This window comes from Yersinia kristensenii, assembly GCF_900460525.1.
GTDB lineage: Bacteria > Pseudomonadota > Gammaproteobacteria > Enterobacterales > Enterobacteriaceae > Yersinia > Yersinia kristensenii.
Genome location: NZ_UHIY01000001.1, coordinates 4041319 through 4064776 on the forward strand (window position 1 = coordinate 4041319; position 23458 = coordinate 4064776).

A 23458-nucleotide genomic window follows, 5' to 3' on the forward strand; every position below is an offset into this window, starting at 1 on the left:
AAGTATGACGGGAATATTTTTCTTAATAAGGATATATATGCTCGCAACACTCAATCTCTGGTTCACTCGGTTAACCGATCATCCGAACGGCGGCAAACTATTATTACGCCTGACGTTTGGTATTTTGATGTTATTTCATGGTGTCGCAAAAATTCAGCACGGTACCAGTTGGATAGCCGCGTCTTTACAGGCACAGGGCATCCCCGGTTTTGTCGCCTATGGCGTTTACATTGGCGAAATTGTCACCCCGATCCTGATTATTCTTGGTTTATTTACTCGCCCCGCTGCTTTCATTTATGCCGTTAACTTGTTAGTCGCGGTATTGATGGTCGGCACCGGTAAGTTCTTCACGCTGACCCAAGTGGGCGCATGGGGTTTGGAAAACGAAGCGATGTATTTCCTCGGCGGCGTGGCTATTATGCTGTTGGGTAGCGGCCGTTATTCCGTCACAAAAAATGAAGCTTATCGCTGATAGCTAGCGCTCATTTTCTGCGGTGATAAATAAGCCATTGCACCCACAGTGTGGTGGCTTTTTTAGTTCATGGCGATGAGTTATAACAGACTGCTAAAACCGACTCCACTCAGTTATAACCCAATCACATAAGCATATCCCCAAAATTCAAACCCTCTTTTCATTTTAATAAAAACTAACATTCACCTCATTGATGTCAATGTGCCATAGGCGCATACTTACCAAGCTAACTGTTTTATTGTTGTGTTTTGTTGCCCTTTCAAACGCCCCTATCGACGAATAAAGAGACGCAAAGCACCCAGCTTATTAAGAAGCAATCCCTTGTTTAATCGGTAATTTATGACTTCGGTACCCCAACCTGTTAACTGGAAAAGAAACTTATTTGTCACCTGGTTAGGCTGTTTTCTGACCGGCGCGGCCTTTAGTTTAATCATGCCCTTCTTGCCACTGTATGTGGAACAGTTGGGTGTGAGCGGTCACCAGTCATTGAACATGTGGTCGGGTTTGGTGTTCAGCATTACTTTCCTGTTTTCCGCCATTGCCGCGCCTTTCTGGGGCAGCCTTGCCGACCGAAAAGGCCGGAAAATCATGCTACTACGATCTGCCCTCGGCATGGGGATTGTGATGGTACTGATGGGCATGGCGCAGAATATTTGGCAATTTTTGGCTCTGCGCGCCCTACTGGGGCTGTTAGGGGGCTTTATTCCTAATGCCAATGCGCTGATTGCCACACAGGTGCCGCGCAACAAAAGCGGCTGGGCATTGGGCACGCTCTCCACCGGTGGGGTCAGCGGTGCTTTAATCGGCCCGCTAATTGGTGGGTTATTGGCCGATAATTATGGTTTGCGGCCCGTATTCTTTATCACTGCCGGAGTGTTATTCGCCTGTTTTGCTATGACCTGGCTTTATGTCAGGGAGCAGTTTGCGCCGGTGTTGAAAAAAGATATGCTGAATGGCCGACAGGTGTTTAACTCGCTGAAAAACCCTAAGTTAATCCTGAGTTTGTTTGTTACCACCATGATTATCCAGATTGCGACCGGCTCAATTGCACCTATTTTAACCCTGTATGTGCGCGAGCTGGCCGGAGATATCCATAATCTGGCCTTTGTCAGTGGCATGATTGCCTCGGTGCCGGGTGTCGCTGCGCTAATAAGTGCGCCGCGCTTAGGTAAGTTGGGGGATAAAATCGGGCCTGAGCGCATTTTGATCGCCATGCTGGCATTATCCATTCTGATTTTGATCCCGATGGCCTTTGTTCAAACGCCGATGCAACTGGGTATTTTACGTTTTTTATTGGGCGCGACCGATGGCGCATTGTTGCCCGCAGTGCAAACCTTGCTGATTTATAACTGTACTAATCAAGTTGCGGGTAGGATTTTTAGCTATAACCAATCATTCCGTGATGTGGGGAATGTTAGCGGCCCACTACTCGGCGCAGCGGTTTCCGCCAGCTATGGTTTCCGGGCAGTCTTCTGCGTAACCGCCGTGGTGGTGCTGTTTAACGCCCTTTATTCTTATTGGTGTTTACAACGCCAGCCCTTAAAAGCACAGCGGCGCGAAGTTCAGCAACAGCAAGATCACTAACGCAAAATAGCGCCATCAATGCGATTCAAAAACCATATTCAAAATACCTATGGTTGTGCACTTTTTCAGCATACCCCATCATCAAATGCACCTAAAAATAGCGGAAAAAGCCATAATATTCGGTTTAAACTGATTGATAATTGTAATGCATGTCGACTTTTCATCTAAAAATACGATATAACCCCCGGTGGTAATTAAAAAATGACGTTATTATTGCGTTAAATTCTACTGTAACGAGTGTTAAACCTGACCACGGACCACAGTGTAATGGGCGACATTCGATGACGGGTTTATTCGCTCATTTTAAAGCGATTCTATGGGAAGACTTTATGCAAACCTCTGTTAACACCCCTGGTGGTCGTACATTCTTTGGGCATCCTTACCCGCTCAGCGGACTGTTTCTTTCCGAAATGTGGGAACGTTTTTCGTTCTACGGTATTCGACCTCTCTTAATTCTGTTTATGGCGGCCACCGTTTTTGATGGCGGCATGGGCCTGCCCCGTGAGCAAGCTTCGGCTATCGTCGGGATTTTTGCTGGCAGCATGTATCTGGCGGCCCTCCCCGGCGGTTGGCTGGCGGATAACTGGCTGGGCCAACAGCGCGGTATGGTACGGCTCGATTCTGATTGCCTTGGGCCATCTGTCGATTGCCTTATCTGCTTTCTTCGGCAATGACCTGTTCTTTATCGGCCTGGCATTTATCGTGCTCGGTACCGGCTTGTTCAAAACCTGTATTTCAGTGATGGTCGGCACCCTCTATAAACCGGGTGATGCCCGCCGTGACGGGGGTTTCTCACTGTTCTATATGGGCATCAATATGGGGTCGTTTATTGCGCCGCTGCTTTCTGGCTGGTTGCTACGAACCCATGGTTGGCATTGGGGCTTTGGTATCGGTGGGATTGGTATGCTGGTGGCATTACTGATCTTCCGTGGCTTTGCCATACCGGCGATGAAGCGCTATGACGCAGAAGTGGGGCTGGACTCCAGTTGGAATAAACCGACCAATCAACGCCAGGGTGTGGGCAAATGGGTTGCAGCCATTATGCTGGTGGTGGTGGCGATTATTGCTCTTATTTCACAGGGTGTTATCCCGATTAATCCGGTGTTGATTGCCAGCTTGCTGGTGTATGTTATTGCCGCCTCGGTAACACTCTATTTCGTCTATCTGTTTGCCTTTGCCAAAATGAGCCGTCAAGATCGTGCCCGTTTGTTGGTGTGCTTTATTCTGTTGGTGTCAGCGGCGTTCTTCTGGTCTGCCTTTGAACAAAAACCGACCTCATTTAACCTGTTTGCCAATGATTATACTGACCGCATGGTGATGGGTTTTGAGATCCCGACCGTCTGGTTCCAGTCAATAAATGCACTGTTTATCATTCTGTTAGCGCCAGTATTCAGTTGGGCATGGCCAGCATTGGCGAAGAAAAAGATTCAGCCGAGCAGTATCACTAAATTCGTGATTGGTATTCTATGTGCTGCCGCCGGTTTCGCCGTGATGATGTATGCCGCACAGCATGTTCTCAGCAGTAACGGCGCGGGTGTTTCGCCCTTGTGGCTGGTGATGAGTATCCTGCTGCTGACTTTAGGTGAATTGTGTCTTAGCCCTATCGGGCTGGCGACCATGACCTTACTGGCACCGGACAGAATGCGCGGTCAGGTGATGGGGCTGTGGTTCTGCGCCAGTTCACTGGGTAATCTGGCGGCGGGCTTGATTGGTGGGCACGTTAAAGCTGACCAGCTTGATATGCTGCCGACCCTGTTTGCGCGTTGCTCAATTGCTTTGGTTATCTGTGCCGCGGTATTGATATTGCTTATCGTGCCAATTCGCCGCCTGATGAACAACACTCAGGGCCAGCAAACCGCTTGATCTTGGCCCTTATGGCTTGCGCGCACGAATGGTTGCCACCAAGGCCTTTAAGCCAGCCGGAACGTAGCGATGCCCTGGATAATAGAGACACAAACCCTTAAATGCCTGACACCAATCCGCTAAAATAGGTATCAGGCACCCACTGGCTAAATCGTCTTTAATTTGTGATTCATTAATAAACGCAATACCTAGCCCAGCGCGTACTGCCTCTAATCTGGCTTGCATGCTGGGCAACACCAACCGCGGGATAATATCGACTTCGTAATATTCTCCGCGCCGTTCAAGCTCCCAACGATAGATGCTGCCATTCGAAAATCGCATACAAATCCCCTGATGCTGCTTAAGCGCTTCCGGTGTTTGGGGCGTACCGTATTTCGCCAGATAGTCCGGTGAAGCGACGGCAATCTGGCGTAAATCTGAGGTAAGCGGCACAGAAATCATGTCTTGCGGCACCGACTCAGCCAGCCTGATCCCCGCATCGAACCCCTCTGCCACAATGTCTATCAAGCGTGCCTGTTCAGCAATTTCCACCCGCATTTGGGGGTAACATTGCAGATAAGGGATCACAATACGCTCGAAAAATAGCGGCCCACTTTCTGGTGGTGCATTAATGCGCAATATCCCGGTGGGCTCGGCTGAGCTGCTATTGACCTCCTCCGTCGCGCGGCGGATTTCCATTAAGGCTGGGCCAATACGCTCGACAAAGTTTTTCCCCGCTTCGGTCAACGCCACACTGCGCGTGGTGCGGTTAAATAAGCGGGCCTGCAAGCGCGATTCGAGGCCAGCAATGGCGCTACTGGCCGCGGTGGTAGATATCCCCAGCTCCTCTGCTGCCGCACGAAAACTGCCCCGGCGAACGACCGCCATTACCACTTCTAATTCAACCAGTCTGGATCGATGCATGGATTATCCTGAAAATCGGTTCACTCTATCCAGAATACACTGGCTTATCGGCATTATACAACGGCGCTACACTGAGTCCGATTATTCCTCTAACGGAGCATTACCATGCAGCGCATTGATAAAATCTATATCAACGGACAATTTGTCACCCCGCACGGCGAGGAGTGGTTCTCTCTTTACAACCCGGCGACAGAAGAAGTCATTGGTCAGGTTCGTCTGGCCGATGCCGAGGATGCTAAACACGCCATCGCCGCCGCAAAAGCGGCTTTACCGGCGTTTTCCCGCACCAGCAAAGCCGAGCGTATTGCGCTTTTGACGCGCATGCGCGATGCCCTCGCGGCGCGCAAAGATGACTTGGCAGAAGCGATTATTGAAGAATACGGTGCTCCCGCTGCTCGTTCCGGCTGGATGACCGACTTCCCGGTCATGGCGATTGAATCCGCCATTGAGCAGCTCAAGAGTTATGAGTTTGAAAAACAAGCCGGAAATGCGCGAGTTTTAATGACGCCAGTGGGGGTGGCCGGGTTAATTACCCCTTGGAACAGCGATGCGGGCTTCATCTGCGGTAAATTAGCCACGGCCCTCTCTGCCGGTTGTACTGCGGTGATTAAACCCAGTGAAATGAGTGCGCTCCAGACACAAATCGTGACCGAGGCGCTGCACGCCGCCGGTTTACCTGCCGGAGTGTTTAATATCGTCACTGGGCGCGGTGAAGTGGTCGGTGCTGAAATGAGCAACAGCAACGAGGTAGCAAAAATCTCATTCACCGGCTCAACTGCCACCGGCAAAGCTATTTTGCGCAGTGCCGCTGAAAGCTTTAAACGTGTGACACTTGAATTGGGCGGTAAATCGCCGACGATTATTCTTGATGATGCCAACATTGAAGAAGCCGTCCCTTTGGCGATAGCCGCCGGTTTTATCAATAGCGGCCAAGCCTGTATCGCGGGGACGCGTATCCTGGTGCCCGAATCGCGCAAGGTCGAGTTTGAAACCGCGCTGGCTCAGGTGGTTTCGCAGACACATTCGGGCAATCCGCGCGATCAGCACACCGACATTGGCCCGATGGTGAGTCAAAAACAGTGGGAGCGAGTACAGCATTATATCCAACTCGGAATTGATGAAGGCGCTCGGGTGCTGAGTGGCGGCGTCGGTCGCCCGGAAGGCATGGTGCGCGGCTGGTGTGTGAAGCCCACCCTGTTTACCGATGTGCGTAATGATATGACCATCGCCCGTGAGGAAATTTTTGGGCCGGTGCTGTCGATTATCAGTTATCGCGACGAAGCTGAAGCTATTGCTATCGCGAATGACACCCAATATGGGCTAAGTGCGCTGGTGCTCACGGGCAATAAGGCACGCGGGGCTCGTGTCGCGGAACAGATAGAATCAGGCCGCGTGTTGATTAACACCCTCGAACATGAACCTAAAGCGCCGTTTGGTGGTGTCAAACACTCCGGCATCGGGCGTGAAATGGGCGTGTGGGGGCTGGAGGCTTTCCTCGAACCGAAAGCCATTCTCGCCGCCAGATGATTTTTTAGTCAGCCAAAGCCCATTTTGTTACACCGAGACTCGCGGAGCGACTGCACCGATGGGCGCTCCGGTCGCTTACGCGACTACGACCCATTCGGCACATTTCCCCACTTATCAACTTTGTAAACAATCTGAACCCGCCTTAATGGCGGGTTTCTTTATACTCAAATAAGCTTACAGCTCCCATGCCCGTTGCTGTAAAACCACTCGATAACCATCTGTATCTTCGAAAGTTTTACCACTGACATCCCAATAAGGGTTATAAGACGCTACAGCACGAAAACCAGCAGCCAACATTTGCTGGCACTGCGCCGCCCACTGCGTTTCATCCGGCAAATAAAATACTAATAAATTATCCTGCGTGGGTGCAAAACCTACCCGCGTGCCGCGGTGATGAGTAAACTCTATATGGTAAGCGTGGTGTGGATGACCCAGAATGGCACCATCAAATCCTTGATGATCCGTAAAACTGCCCAACGGGGTGAACCCTAAGCCGTGACAGTACATCTCGCTGATTAATATCAGATTATCTGTGGCTCTGGCCACTCGCATTACCGAGATTTGTGGCAATACGGGTGTTTCCTGTGCGAAGCCCGTAGCGAGCAAATCCATAGGTTTGGATGACATCTGGCTCTCCCCTGATAACACATTTGAATGCTGAGACTAAAAATGAAAATAAGACCTGCCCAACCTGCTGATTACCCTGCCATCTTACAGTTGCAATCACAAAATACCCCAGAAAATTTAAGCCCGGAACAGCGTAAACAGGGTTTTATTGTGTCGCAGATGGATGAAAAACAACTGGATTCTATCAATCGAGGTCTGGGCATTTTGGTGGCCATTGAGGATGAACAGGTGGCGGCTTTTGTCTGCCTGGCGCGCGCGCATCAGCAGCCTCGCCCGCCGGTAGTCGATGCCATGCTGGAAGCAATAAGCCAGCAACAGTTTCACGGAAAAGCATTGAATGAATTGCGGGTATTTCTTTATGGGCCAGTGTGTATTGATAGCCGTTGGCGGGGAAAAGGTGTGCTGAGCCAACTATTTACCGCCGTTAAAGCCCATGCCTGCAAAGATTTTGATGTCGGAGCCGCCTTTGTTAACCATGATAACCCACACTCACTGGCGGCTCATGTAAAAGGGTTAAATATGACACCGATCTGTGAATTCACTTGCCAGCAACAACATTATCAATTGCTGGTTTTTGCCACCACCGCCTAAGGTTACTCATAAGGGCCATGACGGGCATCGATAGGCAACATAAAGGTATCGACAATCATTGACAGGGGAACGTCGATCACGGTGATGTATTTCCATGCACTATCGCGCATATCCCATTGCACACCGGGGTAATATTGATGCCCCTGTCCCTGGCCCGGCACCGTGCGGCTGATAATACTGCCGCAACCCGATAACAACAAAATACCGGCTCCGAGCATGAAAGTACGGGTTAAGGGAGGCCAGCGGCGGGTCAGTTTAAACATAGGATTCCATCGACTTTTAGTCTTCACAGAAAGCTTTTATATACACAAAAAAACGAGCAATTTATATGCCCGTTTTTTATTTTACTTTAGCGCTATTTCGCGGCGGGTAACGGCTTCATATTATGCGCCAGTGGGCGATAATAGCCGCGCCAGATTTGGTACTGCTCTGGCTGCTGCCAAACTTGCTGGTGCAAACGTGAAATCATGACCGGATCACTGAGCAGCTCCAAGCGCTGTAATTTGGTCAATTTCTCCGGCCCGGTTTCCAAAGCCTGTGTCACCCGCTCACGACGATATTGCTCAATAATCGCACGAGTGTGATGGCGTGCCGTTGCCATCGCGCTGACTAACGCGTTATACGATGGGTTCATCACCGCGTGGAAGAAACCATGACTAAGCGCTCGCTGATGGTTAAGTTTCAGATACTCTTCCGTCGCGACCAGTTCCCGTGGCGGATTATATTCCTCAGGGATCAGGAATAATTTCGCCCGTTTACTGGCCAGCCCCAAGGTACGCCGGCTGGAGAACACCGACACCACCGGAGACAGGATCAGCGAGAAAACGATCGGCGATAACCACCATAAGAAACGCAGATCCAACCAAGCCACGCCGCCTGCCCATACCACACCGAGCAGCAGTTGTGGCCCGTGGCGCACCATAGCTTCACTCCAGGGCGTAGCATCATCATCGCGTTGCGGTGAATTCCACTGTACCGACCAACCGAGGAAAGCACTGACCACAAATACGGTATGGAATAGCATCCGCACCGGGGCCAGTAACACCGAGAACAGCATTTCCGCCAGCATAGACAACAGCAAACGGAGTGCCCCGCCGTACTCTTTCGCCCCCTTAGCCCAGATCAGAATGATACTGAGTAACTTAGGCAAGAACAGCAAGACCAAGGTGGTGGAGAACAACCCAATGGCCAACTCCGGCCGCCACTGAGGCCATACCGGGAACAGTTGACGCGGTTGCAAGAAGTACTGTGGCTCCATCAGGGTATGCACCGCTTGCAAAGCCGTACACAATACCAGGAACATAAACCATAACGGGGCCGACAAATAAGACATCACACCGGTAAGGAATACCGCACGATGCACCGGATGCATACCTTTAACCAAAAATAACCTAAAATTCATTAAGTTACCGTGGCACCAGCGGCGATCACGCTTTAACTCATCAAGTAAGTTCGGTGGCAATTCTTCATAGCTGCCCGGTAAATCATATGCAATCCACACGCCCCATCCGGCACGGCGCATCAATGCCGCTTCCACAAAGTCATGGGAGAGGATAGCCCCGGCGAATGAGCCTTCACCCGGCAACGGCGCCAGTGCGCAGTGCTCAATAAACGGCTTCACCCTGATGATGGCGTTATGGCCCCAATAATGGGATTCGCCCAGTTGCCAATAATGTAACCCCGCAGTGAACAACGGCCCATAAACGCGGGTGGCAAATTGCTGAATTCGAGCATACAACGTGTCCATACCGGAGGCTTTCGGCGCAGACTGAATGATCCCGGCATTTGGATTGGCTTCCATCAGCCGCACCAAGCCAGTCAAACAGCCACCGCTCATCACGCTGTCGGCATCCAATATCACCATATAGCTATACTGGCTGCCCCAACGACGGCAAAAGTCATCAATATTGCCACTTTTGCGTTTCACCCGACGGCGACGGCGGCGATAGAAAATGCGACCATGCCCGTCAACATCACGGCACAATTCCAGCCAGGCTTTTTGCTCCGCCACACAGATATCGGGGTCATAACTGTCACTCAGCACATAAATATCAAAGTGTTCAAGTTGCCCGGTGGCAGCTACCGATTCATAGGTGGCCCGCAAGCCCGCAAACACCCGCGCCACGTCCTCATTACAAATGGGCATAATCAGCGCTGTCCGGTGTGCTGGATTTAGCGCCTCATCCCCTTTAATGGTGGAGGAAATGCTGTATTTGTCTTTACCAATCAGTAATTGCAGGAACCCCATTAGCGCAGTCCAGAAACCGGCGGAGACCCAGCAAAACAACACGGCGAACAAAATAAGGATGCCAGTTTGCAGTAAATAAGGCAGCAATTGCATCACCGAAACCTGCCAGTTCTGCTGCCAAATTTCGAACGGATCGATTAACGCCCAGCCCTGATAAGGCAAAATGGTCTTCATATAGCTGGTAGCAATGGTGGTTTGCAGCACAATCAGTATCAGCAATATATAGCGGCGTAGAGACCCCACGCTGCGCCATTTTTTCTCGGCGAGTGCCTGTTCATGTGTTTGGGCGCGTGACACCGGGTGGCGACCCAGTAGCGAATCCCAAAAACGCCCGACCGGATTGGTGCGCCAAGCCTGCGGTGCCATACTGGTGCGCTTGATGGGCGGCGTAGCATGAATCACTGTGCGCCCTTCTTCGTCTTGCGCCAGTTGTTTGCCCTCCGCCAGAGCATCCGGCCATGCTGCTTGCAAACGCGCATTGACCGAAGCCAACGCACTGTCTTGTTCACTGAATTTCATACTGTCAGCAGTGCCAGCAGCCAATTGTTGATGAACCCGAGGTATCGCATCAGATGTGCTGGTCAGCAGCACATCCTCGGGTAAAACATCGCGCAACGCCCCTTGCTGCTGCGCAGTCAGGGGCAAGTTGGCAATATAATCCTGTACAGGAGATTGATTTGACTTATTCATCGGCAGGTAGCTGATAGCTCCAGGTTTCCGTCAGGGTTTTGTCACCATTAACCAGCGCAGCGCGCATTTCTATTGGTTTCTTGGCATCCTTAACTTTTAGCCGCAGTGTCAAACGCCAGCCTTTAGTCACTGGATTGTAACGGACACTGTTTTCGATCAATTCACCGTTTTCATCAATACTGACTTGCGAAGCCAGTGGCGCATTTTCATCCTGCGATTTCAGGGCTGGCCCGATAAAATCAACCAGGAAAGCGACACTACCGTCTGGCTCACGGATCAGATTCGACTGTTTCACATCCCCAGTTGAGCGCAGAGTTTGCTTCACATAACCCACATCCGGTGAATGTAATTTGTCTTCATCACGGGTGAAATGCAGGCGGTAATTTAGATCGAGCGAAGTCTTGGCATCCGGTAAAACATCCGGCGTCCAGAAAGCCACGATGTTATCGTTAGTTTCATCCGCGGTTGGGATTTCCACCAGCTCCACTTTACCTTTGCCCCAATCACCACGGGGTTCAACCCAAGCACTCGGGCGTAAATCGTAGCGATCGTCTAAATCCTCATACTGCGAGAATTCACGGCCGCGTTGCAGCAAACCAAATCCTTTCGGATTTTCAATAGTATAAGTGCTGACTGACAAGTGCTTTGGATTATTCAGCGGTCGCCAGATCCATTCACCATTACCGGCATGAATAGAAAGACCATTGGAATCATGCAAGGCCGGACGATAGTTCAACACCGCAGATGGCTGGCTTGGGCCAAACAAGAACATACTGGTTAATGGCGCAATGCCCAGTTTCTCAACTTTATCGCGCAGGAAAACCTTAGCTTGCACATCAATGGTGGTATCGCGGCCCGGATAAATAACAAATTTATAGGCACCGGTTGCACGCGGTGAATCCAACAATGCATAGATAACTAAATGTTTATCATTAGGTTTTGGTCGCTCAATCCAGAACTCCCGAAAACGCGGGAACTCCTCGCCAGAAGCCAATGCGGTATCTATTGCCAACCCGCGCGCAGAAATGCCGTAAACCTGGCCTTTACCAATGACGCGGAAATAGCTGGCACCGAGCATACTGACGATTTCGTCTTTTTTATCCGCTTTATTGATAGGATAAAGCACTTTAAAACCGGCAAAACCCAAATTCTTCACTGATGCAGGGTCATGCTTGACCGAGCCAAAGTTAAAGTAGTCCGGACTATAATTGATGGGTTTCACACTGGTGGCAGTGACTTCATTAATTTGCACCGGAGTGTCGAAATACATACCTTGATGATAAAACTCTAACTTAAATGGCGTATCCAGTTTGTTCCAATACGATTTATCATGGTTAAACTGAATTTGCTGGTAGTCGGCAAACTTCATTTCACGAAATTGCGATGGCAGATTACTTTTCGGCGCTTCGAAACTTTTACCCGCCAGAGCCTGTGCTTGCTTAGCCACATCATCTAACGAGAAAGCCATGGCCTGAGCAGTGAATAATGACAGCAAGAGAGCCACCCCCAGCCATCTGACGCTGTGCGCGCGTGACCCTTTTGACATTCTATTGACGTTCGACAAAATATTAACTCCCACATCTCCCCCTAAATCATAACAGCCAAATTATTGACGGTTTATCCAGCAGGTGCCGTTGATAAGCCCCGATTAATGTTGTATCCGGACTTACACCGCCAGCCGAGTGTTTAAACCAGTGGCTAAGCCACCAGCCTAGCAAGCTAGACTAAAATACGCTATGGAAAACTATTAACCCTTATAGTAGTGTTTCTTGTCGTACTGATCCATTGATAACGCATATAGTTACCAATGAGTAATTACTATAAAAATATTCTGGGAAAAATCAGATACGTTATTCTAACTCCGATAACAAACAGCGAATAAGTATGAAAAAAAACACTAGCCAACGGGAGTACTTTTTAGACGCCATCCGCGCCTATTTGATGTTACTCGGCATTCCTTTTCATCTTTCACTTATATACTCCAGTCATCATTGGGCGGTGAATAGTAGCCATCCATCATTGGTATTTACCCTATTGAATGATTTTATCCATGCCTTCCGCATGCAAGTATTCTTTGTTATTTCCGGTTATTTTTCGTTCATGTTATATCAGCGTTATGAGCGGCAGCGCTGGCTGCAAGTCCGGCTGGAACGTGTTGTTATTCCTTTAATTACTGCTATTCCGCTTATTACAATACCCCAGTTTTTCTTGCTTAAGAATTACACCAATAAATTACAAGATTGGCATTCATTTACAATTTATCAAAAAATAAATATTGCTATTTGGGAAGTTGTTTCTCACTTATGGTTTTTGTTAACACTTGCCTTACTGACCACACTTTGTTTTTATCTGTTCCAGAAAATGAAGAATAAACAACACGCAATTCCTGCCTTGATAAAGGAAATGAATAACATAGGAAAAATCTCACTATCATTATTTTTATTCGTGTTCATTTATTCAGTCATTCGCAGAATAATATTTATCCTAAACCCTGAAATACTCTTTAATAGCGTCTTCAATTTCGTTGTGATGGAAACCGTGTTTTATCTGCCTTTCTTTCTTCTGGGCGCTTACAGCTTTATCTATCCCCCACTCAAACAGGTTTTTCTCACCTTTTCGCCTGGTGCACTAGCCGCCTCATTCCTGTTGTTTGGTGCTTACTACTTAAACCAACACTTTAATACTGCTGAGTTTTTTGCCTTTGAGCTGGATCTTATCATTAAAGCATTAATGGGCGTGACGATGACCAACGTGGTCTACTCGTTGGGGCACCAGCTGCTCAATTATCCTTCTGCGCGCATCACGTACCTGGTTAATGCCTCTCTTTTCATTTATCTGGTGCATCATCCATTGACCTTGATTTATGGTGCATTTGTCACCCCAAAAATTGACAACAATGGTTTGGGCTTCTTACTCGGAATGCTCTTTGTGTGTTTGATTTCATTTATGTTATATGAGGCCCATCGCCGTATTCCTTTGCTAAAATTCTTGTTTTCGGGCAAGGCGCAGCAGCAAACGACGTAATCAGAGTATTAGGCAAAGGAATAAAGTTATTGCTAAGTGATCTACCTAACTGCATACCGTTTTGGTCATAAAACCGCTACACTGTGAGACCATCATGTAGATGCGGGATGGCAAATGCCTCACTGTGCGCTCTGTTTTCAGAGCAATTATCCTGTTATACCCTACACAATTCGAGTTGCAGGAAGGCGGCTACTGAGTAAATCCCCTGGAGCTTACATAAGTAAGTGACTGGGGTGAACGAAGGCAGCCACGCACATGCAGCTTAAAGTATGACGGGTATGTTCCTTATCAGGATTTGTTTCACTTGCAGTGACAACAAAAAGAGGAATTGTGATGAGTAAGCAAGAATCTATTGAGAATAATCCCACATCTGATACTACGTCAGTCACCGAGTTCAGCACCTTGTTTGCCTTGATAAGCCGCCTTAGCGGTGCTTTGGATAGCGCGATCACCGGTAAAGACCGCAGCGTATTGGTCAATGAACTGTCACAACTTTCTGTCAATAATCTCCCTGAGCAGGAAAAATCAGTGACGATTGAAGCACTAAAAAGATCGTTAGCAACACTAAAACGCGATTAATTTCATTCTCCAACGCTCACCCTTGATTCCCCACTGGGCGATTAAAGGTGAGCGATCTGGCTATACCTCACCATCACTTCCTATATGCAGCGACTATACCTCTATTTAACATATTGAATTAGGTCATATCTTCCCATCGATTCCTTTAAATCTGTGTATAATAATCCTGCCCACCCGCCATTTATTTTCATATCAGGAGATCTCCCACATTGGACGCCATCACTATTAACAGCCTTTTTTTGATTGGCGCAGTGCTGGTGGGAGCCAGTATTTTACTGAGTTCACTCTCTTCCCGCCTGGGTATCCCCATTTTGGTCATCTTTCTGGCTATTGGTATGTTGGCGGGCACCGACGGCATCGGCGGGATTGCTTTCGATAATTATCCTGCCGCCTATTTGGTGAGCAACCTGGCGTTGGCCGTCATTCTATTAGATGGCGGTATGCGCACCCGGGCATCATCATTCCGCGTCGCATTGTGGCCAGCCCTTTCATTGGCGACGGTCGGGGTATTGATTACTGCGGGCCTGACGGGTATGGCCGCTGCTTGGCTATTTGATTTAGATATCATTCAAGGCTTATTAATTGGGGCGATTATAGGGTCAACCGATGCGGCGGCGGTCTTCTCACTGTTAGGCGGGAAAGGCCTCAACGAACGTGTTAGCGCCACCCTTGAGATAGAATCGGGCAGTAACGACCCCATGGCCGTCTTTTTGACCATTACTCTGATTTCCATGATTTCAGCCGGTGAAACCAGCCTAAGCTGGATGTTTTTAGTTCACTTAATCCAACAATTTGGTTTAGGTATTTTCATCGGGCTGGGTGGCGGCGGTTTACTCTTGTTGCTCATCAACCGGATAGAATTACCCAGTGGTTTATATCCATTACTGGCGGTGTGCGGCGGAATTCTAGTCTTTTCACTCGCCACCGCGCTGAATGGCAGTGGTATTTTGGCGGTCTATCTCTGTGGCTTGCTACTGGGCAATCGTCCCATCCGCAACCGTTCGGGAATTTTACAAACCTTTGATGGGCTGGCATGGCTCAGCCAAATTGGCATGTTCCTGGTCTTAGGGTTACTGCTTAACCCCAGTGAGTTGTTGCCGATAGCTATTCCGGCATTAATTCTTTCATTGTGGATGATTTTGTTCGCCCGACCGCTATCAGTATTCATCGGCCTACTGCCCTTCCCCAGTTTTAATCTGCGCGAGCGCATCTTTATTTCGTGGGTTGGTTTACGCGGTGCCGTCCCGGTCATTCTGGCCGTATTCCCGATGATGGCGGGTATACCCAATGCGAATTTATTCTTTAATGTCGCCTTTTTCGTGGTGCTGGTTTCATTGCTGCTGCAAGGTACGAGTTTGTCATTCGCGGCGCGTAAAACAAAATTGGTGGTGCCTCCTGCTCTCGCGCCAGTGGCACGGATTGGTTTAGACATTGATAAAAATAACCAGTGGGAGCAATTCATTTACCAGCTCAGCTGTGATAAATGGTGTATCGGAGCTACCCTGCGTGATTTAAAAATGCCAGAGGGAACGCGCATTGCCGCACTGTTCCGCGGCAAGGATCTCTTACATCCCACCGGCAGCACCCGCCTGAAAGAGGGCGATATTTTGTGTGTTATTGGTCAAGAGCATGATTTACCCGCACTTGGGAAACTGTTTAGTCAGTCCCCCAGCATCCAGTTGGATGAGCGTTTCTTCGGCGATTTCATTCTTGATGCTGATGCGAAACTTCATGATATTTCTCAGATTTATGGTCTCAATCTGGAGCCGGGTGTTGATAAGCAACAAACACTGGGCCAATTCGTGCTCTATCTCTTTGGTGGTGAACCGGTTATTGGTGATCAGATTGAATGGGATGGTCTGACGTGGACCATTGCCGAAATGGAATCTGACCGAGTGAGCCGGGTCGGGGTTAAGATAGTCACCGATAAAGCCTGATTGTCTCGGAGTGTTGTCACTCGCGGTAATATCCTTGCGGTCGTGCTAACCGGGCTTTATTGATCCGGTTAGCACACAAATATGCCCCAGCGCAGTTAGGTTCTAACCGATTTAATTTTATTAACCAAAACAATCCCCACACAGACCAATACCAGGGCGATGGCATTCTTCCATTCCAAAATACTTTCGTTCAGGAAAATGGCGGACAAAACCGCGCCAGAAACGGGGATAAGGAAATTGAATGGCGCCACCATGCCGACTCGATTATATTTCAGCAATAAGCTCCACAACGCAAAGGCGGCCGACGACAATAGCACCAAATAACCCAGCAACAATAATGCCTGCCAACCGAAATCACTTAAATAGCCTCCAAACAGATAACCGCCCAGCGTTAATACTAACCCGCCGATCGCCAACTGATACCCCGTCATCACGGTGGTGTCCATGGTTTGTGAGATCCGTTTACCATAAATACTGGCAGCAGACAGAATAAACGCCGCTAACACCACACACCCCTCCCCCATCAAGGAGAAATTAAAGTCCATTAAATCGGAACCAAAATTCACCACCATGACACCAGCAAAACCCAAAGCGCATCCAATGATTTTATTGAATGTCAGGCGGTCATTTTTATAAATATAATGCGCTAACAGCACACTGAAAAAGGTGCCTGTCGCGTTCATGATAGAGCCTTTGACACCCGTGGTGTAAGCCAGACCAATATAGAAAAACACATACTGTAATGTTGTCTGTGTTAGCCCCAATAGCGCAATTTGCTTATATTGGCTCTTTTTGAGACGGCCAATTGCCTTACCGCTGGCAACAGCAAACAACAGCAACACTATTCCCGCCAATAAAAAACGATACCCCGCAAACACCATCTTGCTCGGAATATCATCCGGTGCAATATGAAACAGCGCATAGCCATTCTTTATCGCCGGATAGGCACTGCCCCAAAGAAGACAACAAAATGTCGCGACAAGAAAAACAAATTTTTTATGGGTAAAAAGCGGAGGACTCCGGTCCACGTCAACATCCTTTCAAGCAAGAAATGAAACATTGTTTCGTTATAACCATTTCTGGTATAAAAATCCTGTCTAATGTCACTTTTCCCCTAAAAAGATGACGATAATGCTATTGCCCCACACCTATAGCGCATCTTGATACCAAAACCCTCAAACTCTTTATATTAAAACCCTCAAAACGCTTTGCGTTTGATCTTTTTACTGATCCCAGACCCCAAAATCACTTTGCGGTGTGACAGCCCTACTCGGATGATTTTATCGTCACAATCCACGATTTATCTTGTTGCCTGTTGTGCATATAAGGCACCGCACACTTTCAAGTATATTAATGCCGCTAAGTGTGTAAAAAAATATTCTTCAAAAACATATAAACATTAAACATATTAATGTAATTTTGATAAACTTGACTTAAGTCATTTGAGTAACCTAAATTAATCGTATGATAAGTAACCGGTTATAATGTTTCCCTGGTGTTGGCCGAATTGGCATCCCTTACCAAATGAGATTGGTAAGGGTTTTTTTTGCCTATCATTTGAGCTAAACCCGCGTTTTATCGGATGACGACTTTACTGCAGTGCCCGAGCTAAGGTAATGGCTCGGATAATCACCGCACGATCGACGTCGGGATGGGGGCTTTCGAGTAACTGCTGCCAGATGACAATAGCTTGCGCATACTGTGCATGAATAAAGTGATCATTGGCTTGCAGCATCAGCGCGGTATATTGCAGCGGGTCTTTTGCCAGGGCTTGCTGTAGCCAATAGGCCACATCCTCCGTCATTTTTTGCCCTGACTGATAATAAAACAGAGTCGCTCGGGCAGCATCTATAGAAGCACTCGCTCCCTGCAAACGTTCGGTCTGCTGCAATGCCACCAGCGCGTCCTCAAACTCGTTCTGATACAAATAGTATTGAGCCAAACTAAACCAGAGTTCACTGTTATCAGGTGACTGCCGGATGCGCTGCTGTAATAGAAATAATGTGGGGTCGCTGCTTTGTTTATCCAACATATTATTCAATCGCGTCGCTTCTTGCTGGCGTAAAACTTCCTGCTGTACCGCAGTATAGTGGCCCAATTGCTGATACCCCAACAGAATAAGAGTCGGGAGCAACAAGCTCAATCCCAACGGCCAGTGCCAACTCAAACGGCCATATTGTCTCAGCCAAGGCCACCATATGCCGCTTAAAATCATGAGTAATAATATCGCCATCCCGACTGCCAATATCATCAGCGCTCCCCTCTCGAACCTGAGGCCGCTCGGTTTCGAACGCGAAGCATTAATCCGCCTAACACACAAACCAACAGCACTCCCGGCCCAAACCACAGTATCAATGTTGCACCGCGCACTGGCGGACGATAAAGCACGAAATCACCATAGCGCTGTGTCATTAGGGCCATAATTTCCTGAGAACTGTGGCCCTCCTCTACCAGCCGGTAGACTTCCAGGCGCAAGTCTTGCGCGATGGGTGATGTCGACTCCAATAAGTTTTGATTCTGACATTGCGGGCAACGTAACTCTTTTGCCAGTGCCAGCGCCTGTTGTTGATTTTGCTGCGAACTAAAGTGGGTGGTATCCACCAAATCGGCCAATGCCCACGGCGAAAAAACCAGTGATAACAATAGCAAGAGAGCTTTCACGATGTTTCCGCCTTAGCCCATTGTGCCAGTAATGGCATAAACTGCTGCTGCCATATCTCTAGTGTCATTTCACCCGCATAGCGCTGACGAATAACACCATCAGCATCAATCAGCCAGGTTTCGGGGGTGCCATATACGCCCATCGCCAGCGCTAAAATCCCTTGTGGATCATAAAGATTCTTTTGATAAGGATTAGTGTAACGGTGGAGTGTATTCACTGCTGCCTGACGATCGTCGCGGTAATTCAAACCATAGAACTGCACTTTATCCGAGCGAGCGGCGATTTGGCCCAATAGCGCCAGTTCGTGTTTGCAACTGGCGCACCAACTGGCCCATACATTAATCACGGTCACTTTCCCCAGCAGTTGGCTCCGCGTTATTGTCTGTTCCGGTTGCTGTAATTCCGATAATGAAAACTCAGGAATTGGCAGATTTTTCTCTGCTAATTCAATATGATGCGGGTCACGATTTAGGCCACTGTAAAGCACGATCCCCAAGACAAAGGCCAGCATTGGGACACACAACCAAGGCCACCGCTGTTTCATTTGTCCTCCGCAATATCACTGGCAGGTTTGGCCCTACGCCACAGTGTCAGCACGCCGCCGAACACCATGATCAAAGCACCGCCCCAAATCCAACTGACCATCGGCTTATGATATAAACGCACGCTATACTCCCCGGCAGACAGATTATCCCCTAACACGGCATAAAAATCGGCCAAAGGGCCACTGGCTATTGCCGGCTCAATCATCAACATTTCACGCGCTGTATAGTGCCGCCGCTCAGGTAACAGCATGGTGATGGGTTGCCCATGCTGGCTCACCATAATGTGCGCCCGCTCACTGGTATAGTTCGGGCCGACCAGTAATTCAGTTTGCTGATAAGTCAGTTGATAGCCCGCCAATGTTGCCTGGCGACCAGGGGACATGCGGCTACCCAGCTCCACCGAATGATATGAAGCAAACAGCATGCCCAACAAGCTGATGGCAACACCGCCATGAATCAGCCATGAACGCCAACGGATCTTGGAAGCAAACAAAGGTGCCAATAATGCCCAAAGGGCCAATGTGACGCCCGGCATCATGCCTGGCTGCCATTGCGATTGTGATTGAAACCAGCCCGAACTAAATAGCGCCCCCGAGATAGCCAATAAGGCGGGTACCACCAGACGCCAACGCGGAGTTTTGCGGCTTTGCTGCCAATCAGCAAATGGCGCGGCCCCCATAAGTAGTAGCAACAGCAACACGAAAGGCGTCAGTGTTTGATTAAAATAAGGCGCGCCGACAGAGAGCGATCCCAAGTCTAATGCGTTGAAAATCAAAGGATATAAGGTACCAATCAACACAGTGATCGCCGCGATACTGAGTAACACAAGCGCCGCCAGTAGCAAGGTTTCCAAAGAAAATAGAGTGAAATCAGCCGCGTGATGATTACCCCGCACCCGCAGTGCAAATAACATCAAAGAAACCAATGTCACCACGCCAAATAGTGCCAGTAAGGCCTCGCCACGGGCGCTATCAACTGCAAAAGCATGAACTGAGGTCAACACGCCGGAGCGGACGATAAAAGTCCCTAATAAGCAGAGTTGAAATGTCACCAATGACAGTAAAATGCCCCATTGATGATACAAACCGCGCCGCTCACTGATAGCCAGAACATGCAATAATGCGGTGCTGGTCAGCCAGGGTAATAATGACGCATTTTCTACCGGGTCCCAGAACCACCAGCCTCCCCAGCCCAATTCACTGTATGCCCACCACGCGCCAAGTAAAATCCCGATGCTCAATAAACCCCAAGCCGCCAGTACCCATGGGCGGCTGTAACGCGCTATATTTTGGCTACTTTTGCCGTCAAGCAATGTCGCGACCGCAAAAGCAAAACTGATGGCAAAACCGCTATAACCCAGATACAGCAGCGGAGGATGAAATATCAGCGCGAGATCTTGCAGCATCGGGTTCAAATCGCGCCCCTCAACTAATGTGGGGAATAATCGCACAAAGGGGTTAGAGAAAAAGAGGATAAACACACTAAAAGTCACTAGCAGCCAGCCCATCACACCCAATGAGCGGGCGAAGAATCGCAATGGAAAATGGCGGCGAAAGAGTGTCAGCGCGCTGCTCCACAAGCTCAGTGCAAACAAGAGAAACAGCATGGAGCCCTCGTGCCCCCCCCAGATTGCCGCAATCTTATAAAACAGCGGGAGCTGACTATTGGCGTGCTGGGCAACATACAGCACAGAGAAATCGTTGGTGGCAAAGCACCAGCCCAGCGCTAACATCGCCAATGTCATCAATAAGGTGATGCCATAGCTGAGCGACGGCAGCCAGATCAACAAAGGTATTCGCCGCCCATACAACGCCATAAAGGGCACACAACCCAGCAATAGCGCCAGTGACGCCGCTGCTAGCAGTGAAAGCAGCCCTAATTCCCCTGTCATCGCATTTTATCCATCACTTAACCTTACTCATCACACCATTTTTCCATCACACCACAGTCATCTGACCGGCATAAAGAATGAAAAAGCGCAAAACGAATACGCCGAACAAACTTAAACCGGAAACGGTCAGCAGGAATGACACCCGGTGGCGCAGGTTATGGCTACAATAGCGGTTTAGGGCCAATGGCAACACCATGCCGCAGCCAATCACCCAGAACCAGAACATCAACGCCCAGAAACCGCTGCCGAGGGCGACCGCCACCGCCACTTCTTTCTGCCCGCCGCCAAACCATAGCCCGGTAAAAAAAGCCAACAGCAGAAAAAGCTCCAGCCAAACCACCGGTTTTTCCAATCGATGAACAAAAGCCAATGCCGGGCTATGGAGCGACTCTTTGAAAAAAGCCACCGAGCACAGCACCATGGCGGCAATACCGGAAGAAACGCCCGAAAACAGGAATAACACCGGCAATACCGGATTATTCAGCAGCGGGTAACTCTTCAATGCAGATAACAAAAAGCCGGTATAAGCTCCCAGCGCAACCGCCAGAAACATCATCAATGGCTCAAGCTTGCGTTCAATGGGGGCCAGTTTATTCAGTAGCGCACTAATCCAGCTCAACTTAGGATAAGGCTGCAAAAATGCCGTTATCCCGTGACGGAATATCACCGCCAACCAAACCAATAACACCAGCATATAAATTTGAAATAACATGACGCCCAATGACATCACCGAGCTGCTGCTGTAGAAAAACATCAGCTTCCAGAAAGTCCAGGGCCGGGTCAGGTGCAGGATCAAGATAAGTAAACCGGCGATAACCGCCAGTGGCGCGATAATCGCGGTAGACTTCAGCAAACCACTTTGCGCGGCATCCTCCCCCAAGATGCGCCGCTTAACCAACAAGCTCACCACCACCATGCCAGCGGAAACCCCGATTAAAAACAAATAGATAGCAATCGGCCAATCCCAAACTAAAGACTCAAAATGAAAGGGCGTATTCAGTGCAGGACTCATCCGGTTATCTCCCCATACTGGAAAGGAACACGATAAAGTTTCGGTTGTGTTCCCAGATGTAACTTGGCGCGATAAACCGTGCGCTGATGTAACAGCTTCACCAATTCACTGTTAGCATCATCCAAATTGCCAAAAACCAGGGCTTTAGTTGGGCACGACAGTACACAAGCCGGTTGTTTGCCCTGCTTAAGATTGGTTTTGCGGCAAAAATCGCATTTGTCGGCGGTTTTCGTCACTGGATGAATGAAACGAACCCGATACGGGCACGCCGCAATGCAATACTGGCAGCCAACGCAAAGGTCAGGATCGACATCAACAATTCCGCTCGCCTTATCGCGATAAGAAGCCCCAGTGGGGCAAACATCGACACACGGCGCTTTATCACAATGCTGGCAAGAGTGGCGGTAAAACTGATATTTCACTGCCGGGAACTCGCCAATAGGCTGACTGCGAATGATGCTTAAGCGCGAAACCCCCGCAGGCACCTGATTGACTTCACGGCAAGCATCCATACAGGCGGTGCAGCCAATGCAGCGGGTTTCGTCATGCAACATCCCGTAACGAACCCCCTCAATCGTGGCGCTCAGCGCCAATGACCGCCCAGATGAGCTGGTCATAAAAATCAGCGCCCCCATACTGACGATAAAGTGACGACGATTGGTCTTCATGGCGCGTCCTTAGGGAGCAGCTCCTGCTGACGGCGATGGCAATCCACACAGATTTTGACCCGCCCTTTATCATCCAGCCCATGCATTGGATCTGTTTTCGGGTGCAACTGATGACAACTGGCGCAAGAAAGTTTCAGCATATGCACATCGTGGGGCCAGAATGCTTCGCGTAATTTTTCCGGCTGATGGCAACTCATACACACACTGTTTTGTTGTGACACACTGAACATCGCCTTATCGGCATTCAACATATCGCTATCAAAACGCATCACATCTTTGACGCCATTTCGGTGCAATATCGCTGCTTTTCCATGGCAATTAGTGCAAGTTACCGCCAATTGAGTATTCGGGTTGATGGCCCCGGCATGTTTACCGTGCAACTCATCTTTTTGTTCTTTATGGCATTGGACACAAGCTGCATCCGGGTTGCGCTGCGGCTCCACCACATGGCGCGAGTCGGCGGCTTTCGACGGTTCGGCCGGTGCTGTGGCGAGTGTAGGCAGCGTGTACAGGGTCAACACTGCCAGCAACACCGCTGAACAGAATGAACGTAAAACGCGCATAGTTATTCCACCTTTGCTATGGCCCCAAGTGGGAGCCAGTTTGTCTCTGGAATAGCTCCGGCAGGTGTTTTA

The 23458-nt window shown here is 49.1% G+C and carries 20 protein-coding genes and 1 pseudogene; 8 read left to right on the forward strand and 13 right to left on the reverse strand.

The genetic code is table 11. The features are described from left to right. Positions 1-37: 37 nt before the first annotated feature. The 3 genes and pseudogenes from DX162_RS18690 (at position 38) to DX162_RS18700 (ending at position 3919) form a co-directional block, all read left to right on the forward strand. Complete coding sequence (locus tag DX162_RS18690) at positions 38-472, forward strand: DoxX family protein (protein WP_004389672.1); 435 nt, start codon at positions 38-40, stop codon at positions 470-472. A 339-nt stretch (positions 473-811) separates the two neighbouring features. Next, positions 812-2056 carry a multidrug efflux MFS transporter MdtG gene (gene mdtG, locus DX162_RS18695; protein WP_004389668.1) on the forward strand — a complete coding sequence of 415 codons (1245 nt, stop codon included), beginning with the start codon at positions 812-814 and terminating at the stop codon, positions 2054-2056. Between the two features lie 329 nt (positions 2057-2385). After that, a pseudogene (locus DX162_RS18700) lies at positions 2386-3919 on the forward strand (peptide MFS transporter). 9 nt (positions 3920-3928) lie between these two features. Here DX162_RS18700 and DX162_RS18705 read toward each other — a convergent pair. Beyond that, positions 3929-4822 (reverse strand): LysR family transcriptional regulator, encoded by an 894-nt coding sequence (locus DX162_RS18705; RefSeq protein WP_032819496.1) that lies wholly within the window; start codon positions 4820-4822, stop codon positions 3929-3931. 105 nt (positions 4823-4927) lie between these two features. Here DX162_RS18705 and DX162_RS18710 point away from each other — a divergent pair, with 105 nt between their 5' ends. After that, positions 4928-6349, forward strand: coding sequence for an aldehyde dehydrogenase family protein (locus tag DX162_RS18710; RefSeq protein WP_004389662.1), 1422 nt, complete (start codon positions 4928-4930; stop codon positions 6347-6349). Between the two features lie 174 nt (positions 6350-6523). Here DX162_RS18710 and DX162_RS18715 read toward each other — a convergent pair whose 3' ends face one another. Next, positions 6524-6976 carry a VOC family protein gene (locus DX162_RS18715; RefSeq protein ID WP_032819495.1) on the reverse strand — a complete coding sequence of 151 codons (453 nt, stop codon included), beginning with the start codon at positions 6974-6976 and terminating at the stop codon, positions 6524-6526. A gap of 42 nt (positions 6977-7018) precedes the next feature. Here DX162_RS18715 and DX162_RS18720 point away from each other — a divergent pair, with 42 nt between their 5' ends. Further along, positions 7019-7567: a GNAT family N-acetyltransferase gene (locus tag DX162_RS18720; RefSeq protein ID WP_004389660.1), complete on the forward strand. Its 549-nt coding sequence runs from the start codon at positions 7019-7021 to the stop codon at positions 7565-7567. Positions 7568-7569: 2 nt separating this feature from the next. Here the strand turns inward: DX162_RS18720 and DX162_RS18725 are convergent, their stop codons facing one another. From DX162_RS18725 to DX162_RS18735, 3 genes are all read right to left on the reverse strand, one after another. Next, on the reverse strand, positions 7570-7830 hold the full coding sequence (locus DX162_RS18725; RefSeq protein ID WP_004389659.1) for a YceK/YidQ family lipoprotein: 261 nt from the start codon (positions 7828-7830) through the stop codon (positions 7570-7572). 92 nt (positions 7831-7922) lie between these two features. Beyond that, entirely contained in the window at positions 7923-10505 is a 2583-nt protein-coding gene (mdoH, locus tag DX162_RS18730) for a glucans biosynthesis glucosyltransferase MdoH (protein ID WP_050413795.1), read from the reverse strand. Then, a complete protein-coding gene (locus DX162_RS18735) occupies positions 10498-12051 on the reverse strand; it encodes a glucan biosynthesis protein G (protein WP_032819494.1) in 1554 nt (517 codons plus the stop codon). Before DX162_RS18735 ends, mdoH begins: the two co-directional genes overlap by 8 nt. Before the next feature lie 338 nt (positions 12052-12389). Here DX162_RS18735 and mdoC point away from each other — a divergent pair, with 338 nt between their 5' ends. The 3 genes from mdoC (at position 12390) to DX162_RS18750 (ending at position 16045) form a co-directional block, all read left to right on the forward strand. After that, positions 12390-13529: a glucans biosynthesis protein MdoC gene (mdoC, locus tag DX162_RS18740; RefSeq protein WP_032819493.1), complete on the forward strand. Its 1140-nt coding sequence runs from the start codon at positions 12390-12392 to the stop codon at positions 13527-13529. A gap of 333 nt (positions 13530-13862) precedes the next feature. After that, on the forward strand, positions 13863-14108 hold the full coding sequence (locus tag DX162_RS18745) for a hypothetical protein (RefSeq protein ID WP_032819492.1): 246 nt from the start codon (positions 13863-13865) through the stop codon (positions 14106-14108). 209 nt (positions 14109-14317) lie between these two features. Further along, positions 14318-16045: a potassium/proton antiporter gene (locus DX162_RS18750; protein WP_004389649.1), complete on the forward strand. Its 1728-nt coding sequence runs from the start codon at positions 14318-14320 to the stop codon at positions 16043-16045. A gap of 95 nt (positions 16046-16140) precedes the next feature. Here the strand turns inward: DX162_RS18750 and DX162_RS18755 are convergent, their stop codons facing one another. The 8 genes from DX162_RS18755 to nrfB all read right to left on the reverse strand — a co-directional run bounded on the left by DX162_RS18755 (position 16141) and on the right by nrfB (position 23386). After that, the gene (locus DX162_RS18755) at positions 16141-17073 is read right to left on the reverse strand and encodes a DMT family transporter (RefSeq protein WP_004389648.1); all 933 of its coding nucleotides are present in this window, start codon (positions 17071-17073) and stop codon (positions 16141-16143) included. 563 nt (positions 17074-17636) lie between these two features. Further along, positions 17637-18296: a TPR domain-containing protein gene (locus DX162_RS18760; protein ID WP_004389647.1), complete on the reverse strand. Its 660-nt coding sequence runs from the start codon at positions 18294-18296 to the stop codon at positions 17637-17639. Next, positions 18296-18706: a heme lyase NrfEFG subunit NrfF gene (nrfF, locus tag DX162_RS18765; protein WP_032819491.1), complete on the reverse strand. Its 411-nt coding sequence runs from the start codon at positions 18704-18706 to the stop codon at positions 18296-18298. Before nrfF ends, DX162_RS18760 begins: the two co-directional genes overlap by 1 nt. Further along, on the reverse strand, positions 18703-19251 hold the full coding sequence (locus DX162_RS18770) for a DsbE family thiol:disulfide interchange protein (protein WP_032819489.1): 549 nt from the start codon (positions 19249-19251) through the stop codon (positions 18703-18705). The genes nrfF and DX162_RS18770 overlap by 4 nt, the downstream gene beginning before the upstream one ends. After that, positions 19248-21143, reverse strand: a complete 1896-nt coding sequence (locus DX162_RS18775; protein WP_115155886.1) for a heme lyase CcmF/NrfE family subunit — start codon at positions 21141-21143, stop codon at positions 19248-19250. The genes DX162_RS18770 and DX162_RS18775 overlap by 4 nt, the downstream gene beginning before the upstream one ends. Before the next feature lie 46 nt (positions 21144-21189). Then, positions 21190-22155: a cytochrome c nitrite reductase subunit NrfD gene (gene nrfD / locus DX162_RS18780; RefSeq protein WP_032819488.1), complete on the reverse strand. Its 966-nt coding sequence runs from the start codon at positions 22153-22155 to the stop codon at positions 21190-21192. Next, positions 22152-22823, reverse strand: coding sequence for a cytochrome c nitrite reductase Fe-S protein (gene nrfC / locus DX162_RS18785; RefSeq protein ID WP_032819487.1), 672 nt, complete (start codon positions 22821-22823; stop codon positions 22152-22154). Before nrfC ends, nrfD begins: the two co-directional genes overlap by 4 nt. Further along, complete coding sequence (nrfB, locus tag DX162_RS18790; RefSeq protein WP_004389641.1) at positions 22820-23386, reverse strand: cytochrome c nitrite reductase pentaheme subunit; 567 nt, start codon at positions 23384-23386, stop codon at positions 22820-22822. The genes nrfC and nrfB overlap by 4 nt, the downstream gene beginning before the upstream one ends. Positions 23387-23458 lie beyond the last annotated feature (72 nt).